Below are 13,614 nucleotides of genomic sequence, written 5' to 3'. Positions count from 1 at the left end.
GCCCTACCGGATAAATGTGCCGTTCTGCAGTTCGGTTACCGCCTGGATCAGCTCCTGACGGGTGTTCATCACGATGGGGCCGTGCCAGGCCACGGGTTCCTTGATCGGTGCGCCGGAAACCAGAAGGAAACGGATGCCTTCCTCGCCTGCGTGAACGACGATCTCGTCGCCGGAGCCGAAGATCACCAGAGAACGGTTGCCGGTCTCGTCACGGATCTTCAGTTCCTCGCCACCGAATTCCTTTTCCGTCAGAACCCCGAACGGGTCGGATGCTCCTTCGAACGTGCCGGAGCCATCGAAAATGTAGGCAAAGGTCTGCTTGTAGGTGTCGACCTTGAAGCGTTTCTTGTGACCAGCCGGCACATGGATGTCGAGATACTGCGGATCGGCGGCGATGCCGTCGACCGGGCCGCGCTTGCCCCAGAACTCGCCACAGATGATCCGTGCGGAAGTGCCGTCGTCATCGGTCACAACCGGGATCTCTTTTGAGGCGACATCCTGGTAGCGCGGAGCGGTCATCTTCAGCGAGGACGGCAGGTTGGCCCAGAGCTGGAAACCGTGCATGCGGCCATTGGCGTCGCCCTTTGGCATCTCCTGATGCATGATCCCGCGCCCGGCTGTCATCCACTGGACGTCGCCCGCACCCAGGTTGCCGCTGTTGCCCAGGCTGTCGCCGTGTTCAACGGTGCCGGCCAGCACGTAGGTAATGGTTTCGATGCCGCGATGGGGATGCCAGGGAAAGCCCTTCAGATAGTCCTCGGGACGTTCGTTGCGGAAATCGTCCAGCAGCAGGAACGGATCCAGCATTTCCGGGTCCTGAAATCCGAAAGCTCGCTCCAGCCGGACGCCGGCGCCTTCCATGGTTGATTGTGTGCTGCCGATGTGGGTTACGGGGCGGATGGACATGACTTGGTTCCTGATGCGGATTGACTTTGAGGGAAAGATAGCGGCTCGCAGGGCAAAACCTAGTCTTGGCTCTGCAGACGCAGTGTTTCGAAAGACGAAACAGTGATCCCGCCATCGGATAGGCTCCGACCGGACGGTGGCTTACGGCCAAAGGGTTGCATCTTGCGGACGGTCCGCCCACATGCAAGTGTGCACGCCAGTTTGGCCGTCTGGTCAAATCCCCAATTCCGAACCGGTTGAAACGATGGCCCCGATACTTTCCGTACGCGACCTGGAAAAAACCTATGACGGTGGCTTCCAGGCTCTCAAATCCGTGTCTCTGGATATCCAGCAAGGAGAGGTGTTTGCGTTGCTCGGGCCGAATGGCGCCGGCAAGACGACATTGATCAGCACGATTTGCGGCCTGGTGCGGCCGACCTCCGGCAGTATTCACGTGTGCGGCCATGACGCCTTGAGCGAGTACCGCGCTGCCCGGCAGATGATCGGTCTGGTGCCTCAGGAGATGCCCACGGCTCCCTTCGAAATGGTCGGTGATACGGTCGCCTTCAGCCGCGGCCTGTTCGGCATGAAACCCGATCCGGCACGGATCGAGAGCATTCTCAAGGACCTGACGCTCTGGGAAAAGCGCAACAACCCCATCATGGCCCTGTCCGGGGGCATGAAGCGCCGCCTGCTGGTCGCCAAGGCGCTGGCGCATGAACCGAAGATCCTGTTCCTGGACGAGCCGACAGCCGGCGTGGATGTGGAACTCAGGCACGACATGTGGCGCATCGTTGGGGAGCTGAAGCAGAAGGGCGTCACCATCATCCTGACCACCCACTATATCGAGGAGGCCGAGGAAATGGCCGATCGTGTCGGGGTGATCAACAAGGGTGAGATCATTCTCGTGGAAGAGAAGGCAGAGCTCATGCGCAAGCTCGGGCGCAAGTTGCTGTCGCTCAGCTTGACGGAGCCGCTCGTCGAGATCCCCGGCAGTCTTGCCCGCTACGATCTGAAGCTCGAGGATGACGGCCGCAGCCTGGTCTATACCTACGATACCCAGGCTGACCGGACTGGCATCACATCGCTTCTGACCGATCTCTCCCAGGCCGGCGTGCGTTTTCACGATCTGCAGACGGATCAGTCGTCGCTCGAGGATATCTTCGTCGGTCTGGTCAGTCAGGGATGAGGCGGCGATGGACACCGGTTTCACCATTCGCAAGGCGACACTGGACGACTGCACGGCACTGACGGACCTGTGCATGCGCTCCAAGCAGTCGAACGGCTATGACGATGCTTTCATGGCCATGTGCGCCGAAGAACTCAAGGTTCGCGAAAGCTGGATCGAGGAGCACGATTTCTGGCTGGCGCAGGACGCAGGCGGTGAGCCGGTCGGCTGTATCCGGCTGTCCATGGAAGACGACGGCGAAACAGGGGAACTGGAGAGCTGTTTTGTCGACCCTGCCTGGCAGGGACGCCGCGTCGGCCGGGCGCTGTTCGATGCGCTTTATGAAAGAGCGCGGAGCCTTGGTCTGGTGAGGATCGGTCTCGACGCGGATCCTTTTGCAGAACCTTTCTATGCCCGCATGGGCTTCAAGACCATTGGCCGGTCTCCATCCGGCTCGATCCCGGGGCGCACGTTGCCCCGAATGGAACTCATTCTGATTTCGGGGCAGCAGGGCACATGAATTTCGAAGCGATCAAAGTCATCTACCTGGCCGAAATGGCCCGCACCCGCCGCACGATCATGCAGAGCATCATCTCGCCGGTGATTTCCACGGTGCTTTATTTCGTTGTCTTCGGGGCAGCCATCGGCTCTCGGATCTCCGAGGTGGACGGTGTCAGCTACGGCGCCTTCATCGTGCCCGGGCTGATCATGCTGTCCCTGATGACACAGAGCCTCTCCAACGCCTCTTTTGGCATCTATTTCCCGCGGTTTACGGGCACGATCTTCGAGGTGCTGTCGGCGCCCGTGTCGTTCCTGGAAATCACCGTTGCCTATGTCGGGGCGGCGGCTACGAAGTCGATCCTGGTCGGATTGATCATCCTGATCACGGCGAGTTTCTTCGTTCCGCTGGAAATCCAGCACCCGGTCTGGATGGCCGCGTTCTTCCTCTTGACGGCCGTTACATTCGCCCTGCTCGGCTTCATCATAGGCATCTGGGCCGACAATTTCGAAAAACTGCAGTTTGTACCGCTGTTGATTGTCACGCCTCTGGCTTTTCTGGGCGGCAGCTTCTATTCCATCAACATGTTGCCGGATATCTGGCAGAAGATCACGCTGATCAACCCGGTGGTCTACCTGATTTCCGGGTTCCGCTGGAGCTTCTATGGTCAGGCGGACGTCAGCCTTTGGCTGTCGCTGCTGGCAACGATGATCTTCCTCGGCGGTTCACTGGCCGTCATACATTGGATTTTCAAGACCGGATACCGCCTGAAGGCTTGAGGTATCCGGCCGAAACGCGAGTTTAAGAGAGCGGGAATGCGTGCGTCTGTCCTTTTGAAGAAGGCTTCGATCTTCGTTCTGGCCGGGTTTCTGGCCGCCTGTCAGACGGGGCAGGGGCCAGCCCCGACGCCCGTTACAAGTGCAGCGCCTGCCGTTCAGACGGCGCCTCTTCCTGCCGTTGCCTATGCGCCGGAAACGGCGGTCGAGCGCGGGTTCTCCGCGCTGGTGCTGAATGCGTCGACCGGCGAAGAGCTTTATGCGGTCGATGCGGATGCAGCGCGGTATCCCGCTTCGCTGAGCAAGATGATGACGCTCTACCTGCTCTTTGATGCGGTTTCGCAAGGGCGTTACACGCTTTCCACCCCCTTGAGTGTTTCGGCCAAGGCAGCATCGCAGCCGCCGGCAAAGATCGGCATCAAGGCAGGGTCGACCATCACGGTCGAGCAGGCGGCAAGGGCGCTTGCGGTCAAGTCGGCCAATGACGTCGCCATCGCCGTTGCCGAAAATCTGGCCGGAAGCGAAGCGGCCTTCGCCCGGCAGATGACGTCCCAGGCGCGGGCTCTTGGCCTGTCGCGTACCCGTTTCGTCAATGCCACGGGCCTGCCCGATCCCGCGCAGGTTTCGTCGGCGCGTGACATGGCAGTGCTTGGTCTCGCCCTGAAGCGGCGGTTCCCGCAATACGGCAGCTATTACCGGGCCAAGTCGTTCGACTACAACGGCCGCACCTTCCGGGCCACCAACAACCTGGTCGGCAAGGTTGCCGGTGTGGATGGCCTGAAGACGGGCTATATCCGCATGTCCGGCTACAATCTGGTCGCGACCGCCAACCGGGGCGGCAAGCGACTGATCGTCGTCGTCATGGGTGGGGCGAGCGAGGCAGCGCGGGACAAGGAAGTGACGCGGCTGATCGAAGCCTATTCCTGAGCGGCCCGCAAAGGTTCGGCTGGTATTGCACCGGAAACCTTCTCGACAACTGACACCCGATTGCGTCCGGTCCGTTTGGACAGGTAGAGGCTCTCATCGACTGTCTTGAGCAATTCGGCTGACGGCAGCTGGCTGCCGTCGCCGTGATAGACACCTGCCGACGCCGTCAGGTTGAAGTCCTGCGGTGCGAATTCGAACCGCAGGTCGGAAATGCGCTCGCGCAGGCGATCGGCAACCCGGAAGGCGTTCTCGCGCGAGATGGACGGCAGAAGCACCGCGAATTCCTCGCCGCCGAGGCGGGCAAAGCAGTCGTTCTGGCGCAGATGCGCCTTCACTTCCGAACAGACCTTCACAAGCGCTTCGTCGCCTGCAACGTGTCCGAACCTGTCGTTCACCTGCTTGAAGTGATCGAGGTCGAAGTGGACCAGGCCGAAGTCGTCCTTCTGCGTTTCCTGCAGGAGGCTTTCCAGACGTGTCTGAAACTCCCTGCGGTTGAAGGCGCCGGTCAGGGGATCGCGCCGTGCCGCTTCCCGGTTCCGGTTCGCCACGAGCTCGAACGACAGCGCAAGGGAGAAAGCGCCGGTCAGACTGACGAAGACGAGCGCGCACATCAGGTGAATATCGACAATCAGGTCGTCGATCATGCCGGGCCCTTGCGGGCCGCCGGAAACAAGTCCGTGCACTGTGCGCAGCACACCTTCGGCAGCCAGAAAGAAGAACGCCAGGATGAGGCCGATATTGGAAATCAGACCCCGGAAGGGCCTTGAAGCGTAGACGGTTATGGTTGCCACGGACAGCAGCGTGAACACCACGTTGGAGGCCATGTACGCAAGGGCGTAGTTGGAAAGCAGATACGCGCAGCCTGCGACGATGCCGTAGGCAAAGGCGGGCGCGACAACATTGCTGAGCTTGCTCGGCATATCCGCCAGAAGGCGTGCCGCGTGCCAGTGACAGCCAAAACCGAGCAGCAACAGGGTGTTGGGGAGCAGATAGGCGACCAGGGTCGGCAGCATGCTGCTGAGCGCAAAGCAGACCAGAGACGACGCCAACAGGGTATTTGCAGCGGCCCAGCTCAACCAGTGAGCACGCGGACTGGTCTGCAGGGAAATGGCCAGGAAGCAGATGGCAAAAATCGACAGCAGAAGCACATTTGCCGAAAAGAGTGTCGATAGATCCATCAAGGCAGTCTCCGGAACCGGTCCCTCAATCTCACAAAGGATAGTGATTACGTTACGGGATAGGGTCTTGCAATCCGGTTAGCCGCGATAAAAAAACTTTTATCAAATAGGGAATTCAACGCTTTGGTCCCGTTTACGATACCTGTGAAATTTGCGGAGGCAATGCGGCATCTTTGGGGCGGCAGGGCGTGGGTGGTCGAGGGCCGCTTATTTATAACGCCTGCGCCCGGATATCTATTTGACGACCAGCAGGAACCGGTAAAAAGAAACCCCGCTGTTGCCAGCGGGGTCTCGTTTCGGGTCAATGGGGCGAACCTTGTTAGTTCTTGGTCTTGTCGACGAGCGCGTTGGACTTGATCCACGGCATCATGCCGCGGAGCTTTTCGCCAACTTCCTCGATCTGGTGTGCGTCGTTCAGGCGGCGGGTTGCCTTGAACTTGGCAGCGCCTGCACGGTATTCCTGCATCCAATCGGACGTGAACTTGCCGGTCTGGATGTCTGTCAGGACGCGCTTCATTTCCGCCTTGGTTTCCGGCGTCACGATGCGCGGACCAGTCACGTACTCACCCCACTCTGCAGTGTTGGAGATGGAGTAGTTCATGTTGGCGATGCCGCCTTCGTAGATCAGGTCGACGATCAGCTTCACTTCGTGCAGGCACTCGAAGTAGGCCATTTCCGGAGCGTAACCGGCTTCAACCAGGGTTTCGAAACCGGCGCGGATCAGTTCGACGAGACCGCCGCACAGAACAGCCTGTTCGCCGAAGAGGTCGGTTTCGCACTCTTCCTTGAAGGTGGTTTCGATGATGCCCGAACGGCCGCCGCCAACGCCACAGGCGTAGGACAGGCCGAGATCATGGGCATTGCCGGAAGCGTCCTGGTGAACAGCGATCAGGCACGGCACGCCGCCACCCTTCATGTATTCGCCGCGCACGGTGTGGCCCGGGCCCTTCGGAGCAACCATCAGAACGTCAACGGTCGACTTTGCTTCGATCAGGCCGAAGTGAACGTTGAGGCCATGTGCGAAGGCGATTGCAGCGCCGTCACGGATGTTGGCTGCGATGTGGTCCTTGTAGATGTCGGCCTGCAGTTCGTCCGGGGTTGCCATCATCATCAGGTCGGCCCAGGCAGCGGCGTCAGCCACGTTCATGACCTTGAAGCCGTCAGCTTCTGCCTTCAGAGCGGTCGTGGAGCCCTCGCGCAGGGCAACGGCGATTTCCGTGCAGCCGCTGTCCTTGAGGTTCATGGCATGGGCGCGGCCCTGCGAGCCGTAGCCGATGATGGCGACTTTTTTGGACTTGATCAGGTTAAGATCAGCATCACGATCGTAATAAACGCGCATGGGTTCCTTTCTCCCGTCTGCATTCTGTCGTTTGAAGGCCGGTTTTCCGGTCTTGATTGGTTCTGGTGTTTCCCAGTGGTTCCGAAGGTTCGCGGCGATCAGGCCCCGAACAGACGGTAAAAGCGATCGACGGCCGCTTCGGCCTGCGATTTCAGATCCTTCTCGGCAGGACCAGCGGTCTCACCCAGAAGGAGGCGGATATGGACGTCCCGAATGGCAAGGCCGTAAAGCACCTGGTAGGCGTCTTCGGATTCGTCGAATTTCAGAAGCCCGTGGCGGCGGCCGCTGTCCAGCATGGCGCGCGCGCGGGCGGAAATCATGTGTTTGCCGCGCACCAGCAGAAGCTGGCCGAGGCGGTTCGAATTGGTGTTGGACTGGCCGATCGACAGCCGGTTCAACGCCAGCGAGGTTTCTGAAAACAGGACACCCAGCAGGGCTTCGACAAAGGCCGTCACATGTGCCCGGAACGTCGCCGCATCGGCAGTGGCGCCAGCCTCGGAAGGAAACTGAACCTGGCTGGCCTGGAAGGCGACAACCGCAGCCAGCAGGCCGTCACGGTCGCCGAACCACTTGTAGAGGCTTTCCTTCGAGCAGCTTGCCGTGCGGGCTAAGCCTGCCGTCGTCAGCGCCTTCTCTCCACCTTCGACCAGCAGCGTCAGCGCATGTTGCAACACCACCTGCTGGCGCGGCGAAAATTCGGGCGCTGCATCCGGGCGGGAGGTGGCAATATCGTAAGCGGTCGCTGTCATGTCTCAGGTCGGATCGTTGATTGTCAGTAGGGAACCGTACGGTACGGTTCGGGTGTGGTTATGGCACCGGCGGCTGGGCAGGTCAAGGGTAATTTTGCACCTATTTGGCGAACGTGCGCATCTGGGCAAGCACTCTGGAACGTGCGCTTCAAAGCGTGATCGGAGTAGACGTTTACGCTTACTTCAAGTTTGGCTTGCGTCTCGAAGAAAGTGCGGATTAGATTTTGGTATTCAATTTTGTTGTCTTGTTTTTTCTTGGGTGTCTTTGAGATGTTGACCATCAAAAAACTCATTTCCGGGCCGTTGTTGCTGGCCTTTCTTGTCTTGGTTGCCACCAGTGCAAGCGCTGCACCTCGGGTAACCGCAAAGATCGATCTTTCCGAACAGCGGCTTTATTTGTACGTCGACGGGCGTTTGCGAAACAAATGGCCGGTTTCAACGGCGCGCAAGGGATATCGCACACCAACGGGAAGCTGGCGCCCGACCCGGCTGGAACGCGACTGGCACTCGCGCAAGTACAACTGGGCACCCATGCCCTATTCGGTCTTCTTTCTCGGCGGATACGCCATACACGGCACCAACGACCTCAAGCGGCTGGGCCGTCCTGCCTCGCACGGATGCATCCGGCTCCATCCCAAGAATGCCGCTCAGCTTTTCAATCTAGTGCGAAAGGTCGGCCGCGCCGACACGAGAATCGTGATCACGCGGTGAGTTGAGGGAGCAATTCATCCGTTGCTACCACCGGCCGTATTCATGAGCAGCCTGTGGGGGCACAGGTTGCATGGTTTTGGCGTGGCGGCTTACCCTTCAGGAACCTTCTGGGTGATTCCCCTTCTGCCAAGCGGAGGCCGTCGTGACCGCCTGCTCGAATTTCTGTCGATGCCTGTCAGCTGCCCTTGTGCTCTGCCTGTCGATTTTTCTCGCGCTGCCGGCATTGGGGCAGACGGCGGAGGGGGACGACAATCCACCGCTGCCGGGCTCGCCGGTCAGCGTCGGCCTCTACATCAGCCCCCCTTTTGTCATGGAGGAAGAGCCGGGTGTCTATTCCGGCATGGCGGTGGACCTTTGGGAAGCACTGGCGCAGAAAAACGGAATTCTCTACGAATATCGGCTCTTCCCGACCATCCGGGAGCTGGTGGATGCAGCGGCGGACAAATCCATCGGTATTGCCGTCACCAACCTGACGATCACCCGCAAGCGCGCCGACAGGATCGACTTTACCCAGCCCTGGTTCGATGCGGGCCTGCGCATTCTCGTGCCTGACAGTCAGGGAGCGAGTTTCAGCGAGGTGATAACGGGCCTGCAGGAATCCGGTTACCTGAGAGCCTATGGCTGGCTGGCGCTTGTGATCGTGTTTGCAACGGCTCTGATGACGCTGTTCGACCGGCGTTTCGACAAGAACTTTCCCCGGGGCTGGCCGGAAGGCGTGTCGGAGAGTTTTTATGCGGTCATGTCCGTGGTGACATCCGGCAAGGCGCCTTCGCGCAAGAACCTGTTTGGTTGGCCAGGCCGCATCTGGCAGGCGCTCTGGCTGGTCTGCGGCATTGCGGTGATGGCCTATGTGACCTCGTCGGTGACCAGCGTCATGACAACCCTTTCACTCACCAACCAGATCAACAGTGTTGCCGATCTGCCGGGCAAGAGTATCGGCGTCTTTGCCGGCAGTGTGGCCGAGGAGTTCGCAGAAGCATCCGGTTGGTCACACCGGTCTTTTGACGACATCGAAGGTGCAGTCGCTGCTCTGCGCAATGATGAGATTGATGCCGTTGTGGGCGATGCGCCTGTCCTTGAGTATTACGCTCACAGTCACCCGCGGGCGAATGTCGAGGTGATCGGCCCGATCTTCGAACCGGACAAATACGGCTTTGCCCTTGCGCACGGCAGTCCGTGGACACGGCCGTTGACGCTGGAATTGCTGACGGCGCATGAGACGGACATGATCGAGCAACTGCGCGTGCGCTACTTCGGCGACGAGCGCTAGTAGTGTTTCCCTAGAGCTGTGGCCGCGCGGCAGCCCTCAACCAGTCAACGACAATGGCGGCCGTTTCCCGGTTCCGGCTGCGGTGCGACAGCACGGCATGATAGGCGTTGTTTGGCTGCAGCGGCGGCAGGCCGGCAGGGACCAGCAGGCCGTTTTGCACGTGGTCACCGGTGATCGAGCGCCAGCCGAGCATGACCCCGTGGCCCGACAAGGCCGCCTGGGTGGCCTGGACATAGTTGGAAAACCGGAGGCCCTTGGCCGAACCAGCAGCCTTCTGCCCCGTGCGGGCAAGATACTCCTGCCAGGAAATCCAGCGGCGATCGCTGGTGTCCACATGGATCAGGAAGGCCGAAGCCAGGCTGCCGCCATCGGCGCGGATACGCTCGGCAAGGGAAGGGGCGCACACGGGCTCAACCAGCTCGCGGAACATTTGTTCGACCGTGCCGTCGTCCCAGCGGCCGTCGCCATAGCGCATGGCGATATCGGTCCCCTGGCCAAGCCGGGGGACCTCCTGCTGCGTGGTGTGAACGTTCACCGGGATTTCCGGATGGTCCAGATAAAACGCCTCAAGCCGGGGCATGAGCCAGTAGGTGGCGAAGCCGACGGTGCAGGCAACAGTGACAGAGGCGCTGGCGGGATCGGCAAGTGTCTGGATGTCGTTCAGGGCTTCGCTCAGCCGTTCGCGGTTTTCGATCACCGCTTTCAGCAGGATCTCGCCAGCGGCGGTGAGGCCGGCCGGCCTTGTGCTGCGATCAATCAGGGCGGTGCCGACGTGCTCTTCCAACTGTCGCAGGGACTGGCTGATCGCCGACATGGATACATTCAATTCGCCCGCCGCCGCCTTGGTGCCTCCCGCGCGTTGAACCGTCTCGAAGACGGTGAGCAGCCTGAGCGGGGGGAAGCGGAGCATTTGTCTGTCCAAGTTAAGTGAATGCTTAAGTTAAGTTTCGATTTTATCGCCTTTCCAAATCGCCAGTGCAAGAGCAACTTCACAGAAAGTAACTGGAACGCAGAGCTTTGCAGTGACTTGTGCGAAGTGTCTGCAAGGCTGATGAGCTAAACTTAAGGACGGATCTGATGCTTGGAACTGGTGATGCAGGTGTGTTGCTGCAGGAAAATGGCCTCGATGTGCCGCTGAGCAACGGGCAAACCGCCTATTTCAATTACTACTGGCTGCGCGACAATTGCCCGAGTTCCTTCGACCCGGAAACCCGCGAACGCGTCAACGACATCTTTGCCCTGGACGAAGCGCCAAAAGCAGCCTCCGCCGCCATCGTGGGGGGCGATCTGGAAATCGCCTGGGCCGGCACAAACGACGTCTCCCGACTGCCGCTGTCCCTGCTCAATGCCTATTCCAATGGCGAAAAGCGCCCCGATATCGCCAACGTTCAAAGAGTGCCCTGGTACGCTGACCACTATCCGAAGATGGCCCGTTTTTCCTATGACGAGGTTACCAACGACACCGCGCGTCGGCGCGACTGGGCCAAGGCGATGCTGACGGATGGTGTCGCGCTTTTGACCGGCTTGCCGGATACGGATGAAGCGCTCACCGACACGGCCGGCCTGATCGGCTATGTGCGTCCGAGCTACTTCGGCCTGACGTTTGAAGTAAAAACCCACATCAAGCCGACCAACCTTGCCTTCACTGCCAAGGCCCTGCCGCTTCACACGGATTTGCCGGACGAAGATCTTGCGCCGGGCGTGCAGTTCCTGCATTGCCGGGCCAATTCGGTCGAGGGCGGCAACAGCGTCTTTGTGGACGGACTGGCTGTCGCCGAAGACTTCCGCAAGGCCTATCCGGAAGACTTCGAACTTCTGATCACCGTGGATGTGCCTTATTTCTGCGAGCATGACACGTTCGACATGCGGTCTCGCCAGCGGGTGATCGAGCTGGATGAGCACGGCAATATTTCGGGTGTCACGATCAGCCAGCACCATGCCGATATCTTCGATATGCCGCAGCATGAACTCGACCGTTACTACCCGGCCTTCTGCCGCTTCGGACGGATGATGCGGGACGACAAATACCTGATGCGGTTCCGTCTGAATGCGGGCGAATGTATTGTCTTCGACAATCACCGCATCGTGCACGGTCGGGCTGCCTATTCGGCAACCAGCGGCAATCGGCACCTGCGTGGCTGCTATACCGACAGGGGCGAGCTGCGCTCCACCTACCGGATCCTGTCCGGGGAAGGACGTTTCAAATGAGTGTCGTTACGGATGTACGCTTCGGGGCTGACCCGGACCGGCAAAGCGAACAGGCCCTGCGGGAAGACCTCGCAGCTGCCTTTCGTCTGGCGGTAAAATTCGGCTGGAGCGAATCCGTCGGCAATCATTTCAGCGCCGCGGTTTCCGAAGATGGTTCGAAATTCCTGATGAACCCCAAATGGCGACATTTCGGGGAAATCAGGGCCAGCGACCTGTTGCTGCTCGATGCCAATGATGAAACGGTGATGGCGGGCGAAAATGCCCCGGACCCATCCGCCTGGTGCATTCACGGCACGGTTCACCGGGAAAACCCCAAGGCGCGGGTGCTGTTCCACTGTCACCCGCCCAATGCGACCGCGCTGGCGACGCTGCAGGATCCGTCGATGAAACCGATCGACCTGAACACCGCCCGTTTCTTCGGCAAGGTTGCGGTTGATCTCGGCTTCGGCGGCATGGCTGACGAGGCGGAGGAGGGCAGGCGGATTGCCGAAACACTCGGCGACAAACCGGTTCTTGTAATGGGCAATCACGGGGTGTCGATTTCCGCCGTCACTGTCGCTGAAGCCTTCGAGCATCTCTATTTCTTCGAACGGGCCGCCGAAACGCTATTGAAAGCCTATGGCACCGGTCAGCCGCTGGCCATCATGTCGGATAACCTGGCCGCCAAGACGGCTGCCGAATGGGAGCCCTATGTCGGTATGGGCTATGCCCATTTCGACTATTGGAAGCGTGATCTTGACCGGAGCGAGCCGGATTACCGCGACTGAGATCCGTCGATGCCGACTTGCTTTCGCCTCTCCAATGCGGTGAGGCGAAATGCATTTGGGCAAAGCATGGCAATCCTTCTTGGTGTCGCCCCGGACAAACGCAGCGCAGATCCGGGGCCTTTTCGCAACGCACATAGCGGCATCGCGTGAGCTGGAAATCAGATGTCAGTGCGAGCTTCAGCGAGCTTCTGATCATTGATCATCTTTCAATTTTGAGCAGGAGCGGCTTTGCCGAAAAACATGTCTGCGTTCGGATCAGCGTTCGGCTTCCGCCTCACCTGTCTGGAATGAAAGGCGGGCAAATGTTCCCGCAATAAACCGTCAAAACTGCAGAAATCTCACCTGTAGTAGCGACCTAATACCCGTTCAAACCCGCGGACTGCTAGCCTTTCTCCATCGCAATTTGCCAAGCTGGAGGACAGAGCATGAGCGCGAAGAAGATCCTGATGATCACGGGTGATTTCACCGAAGATTATGAGACCATGGTGCCGTTTCAGACGTTGCTTGCCATGGGTTACACGGTCGATGCGGTATGCCCCGGCAAGAAGGCCGGCGAAACGGTCGCCACCTGTATCCACGATTTCGAAGGCGACCAGACCTATTCGGAAAAGCGCGGCCATAACTTCACGCTGAACGCGACCTTCGCCGATGTCGACGTTGCCGGTTACGATGCCCTGGTAATCCCGGGTGGACGGGCTCCGGAATATCTGCGTCTTGATGCGGCTGTCATCGATGCCGTGAAGCATTTCATGGACGCGGCCAAGCCCGTTGCCGCAATCTGTCACGGCGCGCAGATCCTGGCTGCTGCCAAGGTGATCGAGGGCCGCACCGTTTCGGCTTATCCGGCCTGCCGTCCGGAAGTGGAGCTTGCAGGCGCCACCTATGCCGAGATCGCAATCGACGGCGCCGTGACCGACGGCAACCTTGTTACCGCTCCTGCATGGCCGGCGCATCCGGCATGGCTGTCGCAGTTCCATGGGGTTCTGAGTGGTGCGGCCGAGGGTTCCCTGGCTGCCTGAGGCAAACGGTGCGGGCCAACAAATTGCCCGCACCATCAACTCCGTTTGCCTTGTCCGAGAAAACGCAAGAGTGGTGCCCCGAAGGGGGCGCGACAAGTCCCGGGCCGGCCACTTACAC

General features: G+C 59.8%; 14 protein-coding genes. 9 read left to right on the top strand and 5 right to left on the bottom strand.

The genetic code is table 11. The features are described from left to right. Positions 1-3: 3 nt before the first annotated feature. Complete coding sequence (locus tag J7447_RS11590; RefSeq protein WP_209169659.1) at positions 4-906, bottom strand: pirin family protein; 903 nt, start codon at positions 904-906, stop codon at positions 4-6. Positions 907-1,150: 244 nt separating this feature from the next. Here J7447_RS11590 and J7447_RS11585 point away from each other — a divergent pair, with 244 nt between their 5' ends. Genes J7447_RS11585 through J7447_RS11570 form a run of 4 tightly spaced genes read left to right on the top strand, consistent with a single transcriptional unit; the run spans position 1,151 to position 4,255 of the window. After that, positions 1,151-2,074, top strand: a complete 924-nt coding sequence (locus J7447_RS11585; RefSeq protein WP_023000551.1) for an ABC transporter ATP-binding protein — start codon at positions 1,151-1,153, stop codon at positions 2,072-2,074. Positions 2,075-2,081: 7 nt separating this feature from the next. Next, a complete protein-coding gene (locus J7447_RS11580; RefSeq protein WP_209169658.1) occupies positions 2,082-2,573 on the top strand; it encodes a GNAT family N-acetyltransferase in 492 nt (163 codons plus the stop codon). After that, complete coding sequence (locus J7447_RS11575; protein WP_023000553.1) at positions 2,570-3,331, top strand: ABC transporter permease; 762 nt, start codon at positions 2,570-2,572, stop codon at positions 3,329-3,331. The genes J7447_RS11580 and J7447_RS11575 overlap by 4 nt, the downstream gene beginning before the upstream one ends. A gap of 36 nt (positions 3,332-3,367) precedes the next feature. Beyond that, on the top strand, positions 3,368-4,255 hold the full coding sequence (locus tag J7447_RS11570; protein ID WP_055655402.1) for a D-alanyl-D-alanine carboxypeptidase family protein: 888 nt from the start codon (positions 3,368-3,370) through the stop codon (positions 4,253-4,255). Here the strand turns inward: J7447_RS11570 and J7447_RS11565 are convergent. From J7447_RS11565 to J7447_RS11555, 3 genes are all read right to left on the bottom strand, one after another. Next, on the bottom strand, positions 4,246-5,433 hold the full coding sequence (locus J7447_RS11565) for a GGDEF domain-containing protein (protein WP_209169657.1): 1,188 nt from the start codon (positions 5,431-5,433) through the stop codon (positions 4,246-4,248). The genes J7447_RS11570 and J7447_RS11565 overlap by 10 nt on opposite strands. A gap of 319 nt (positions 5,434-5,752) precedes the next feature. Continuing rightward, positions 5,753-6,772, bottom strand: coding sequence for a ketol-acid reductoisomerase (gene ilvC / locus J7447_RS11560; protein WP_006935853.1), 1,020 nt, complete (start codon positions 6,770-6,772; stop codon positions 5,753-5,755). Positions 6,773-6,870: 98 nt separating this feature from the next. Continuing rightward, positions 6,871-7,521, bottom strand: coding sequence for a TetR/AcrR family transcriptional regulator (locus J7447_RS11555; protein WP_023000556.1), 651 nt, complete (start codon positions 7,519-7,521; stop codon positions 6,871-6,873). A gap of 270 nt (positions 7,522-7,791) precedes the next feature. Between J7447_RS11555 and J7447_RS11550 the strand changes: the two genes are divergently transcribed. Then, positions 7,792-8,232, top strand: a complete 441-nt coding sequence (locus J7447_RS11550; protein WP_209169656.1) for a L,D-transpeptidase — start codon at positions 7,792-7,794, stop codon at positions 8,230-8,232. A 142-nt stretch (positions 8,233-8,374) separates the two neighbouring features. Further along, entirely contained in the window at positions 8,375-9,502 is a 1,128-nt protein-coding gene (locus tag J7447_RS11545; RefSeq protein WP_209169655.1) for a transporter substrate-binding domain-containing protein, read from the top strand. Between the two features lie 10 nt (positions 9,503-9,512). Here the strand turns inward: J7447_RS11545 and J7447_RS11540 are convergent, their stop codons facing one another. Next, complete coding sequence (locus J7447_RS11540; protein WP_209169654.1) at positions 9,513-10,412, bottom strand: LysR substrate-binding domain-containing protein; 900 nt, start codon at positions 10,410-10,412, stop codon at positions 9,513-9,515. Between the two features lie 167 nt (positions 10,413-10,579). Between J7447_RS11540 and J7447_RS11535 the strand changes: the two genes are divergently transcribed. From J7447_RS11535 to J7447_RS11525, 3 genes are all read left to right on the top strand, one after another. Then, on the top strand, positions 10,580-11,710 hold the full coding sequence (locus tag J7447_RS11535; protein WP_209169653.1) for a TauD/TfdA family dioxygenase: 1,131 nt from the start codon (positions 10,580-10,582) through the stop codon (positions 11,708-11,710). Then, complete coding sequence (locus J7447_RS11530; RefSeq protein ID WP_209169652.1) at positions 11,707-12,477, top strand: class II aldolase/adducin family protein; 771 nt, start codon at positions 11,707-11,709, stop codon at positions 12,475-12,477. Before J7447_RS11535 ends, J7447_RS11530 begins: the two co-directional genes overlap by 4 nt. A 425-nt stretch (positions 12,478-12,902) precedes the next feature. Next, positions 12,903-13,496: a DJ-1/PfpI family protein gene (locus J7447_RS11525; protein ID WP_209169651.1), complete on the top strand. Its 594-nt coding sequence runs from the start codon at positions 12,903-12,905 to the stop codon at positions 13,494-13,496. Positions 13,497-13,614: the final 118 nt, after the last annotated feature.

The sequence above is a fragment of the Labrenzia sp. R5_0 genome, assembly GCF_017743835.1.
Classification (GTDB): domain Bacteria; phylum Pseudomonadota; class Alphaproteobacteria; order Rhizobiales; family Stappiaceae; genus Roseibium; species Roseibium algicola.
This window is presented reverse-complemented; position numbering and strand designations above follow the sequence as displayed.

Excerpts from the sequence above, each read along its gene's own strand:
- J7447_RS11585 (WP_023000551.1), top strand. The coding sequence starts at position 1,151 with ATGGCCCCGATACTTTCCGTACGCGACCTGGAAAAAACCTATGACGGT.
- ilvC (WP_006935853.1), bottom strand. The coding sequence starts at position 6,772 with ATGCGCGTTTATTACGATCGTGATGCTGATCTTAACCTGATCAAGTCC.
- J7447_RS11590 (WP_209169659.1), bottom strand. The coding sequence starts at position 906 with ATGTCCATCCGCCCCGTAACCCACATCGGCAGCACACAATCAACCATG.
- J7447_RS11535 (WP_209169653.1), top strand. The coding sequence starts at position 10,580 with ATGCTTGGAACTGGTGATGCAGGTGTGTTGCTGCAGGAAAATGGCCTC.
- J7447_RS11525 (WP_209169651.1), top strand. The coding sequence starts at position 12,903 with ATGAGCGCGAAGAAGATCCTGATGATCACGGGTGATTTCACCGAAGAT.
- J7447_RS11565 (WP_209169657.1), bottom strand. The coding sequence starts at position 5,433 with ATGGATCTATCGACACTCTTTTCGGCAAATGTGCTTCTGCTGTCGATT.
- J7447_RS11530 (WP_209169652.1), top strand. The coding sequence starts at position 11,707 with ATGAGTGTCGTTACGGATGTACGCTTCGGGGCTGACCCGGACCGGCAA.
- J7447_RS11555 (WP_023000556.1), bottom strand. The coding sequence starts at position 7,521 with ATGACAGCGACCGCTTACGATATTGCCACCTCCCGCCCGGATGCAGCG.
- J7447_RS11570 (WP_055655402.1), top strand. The coding sequence starts at position 3,368 with ATGCGTGCGTCTGTCCTTTTGAAGAAGGCTTCGATCTTCGTTCTGGCC.
- J7447_RS11550 (WP_209169656.1), top strand. The coding sequence starts at position 7,792 with ATGTTGACCATCAAAAAACTCATTTCCGGGCCGTTGTTGCTGGCCTTT.
- J7447_RS11575 (WP_023000553.1), top strand. The coding sequence starts at position 2,570 with ATGAATTTCGAAGCGATCAAAGTCATCTACCTGGCCGAAATGGCCCGC.
- J7447_RS11580 (WP_209169658.1), top strand. The coding sequence starts at position 2,082 with ATGGACACCGGTTTCACCATTCGCAAGGCGACACTGGACGACTGCACG.
- J7447_RS11540 (WP_209169654.1), bottom strand. The coding sequence starts at position 10,412 with ATGCTCCGCTTCCCCCCGCTCAGGCTGCTCACCGTCTTCGAGACGGTT.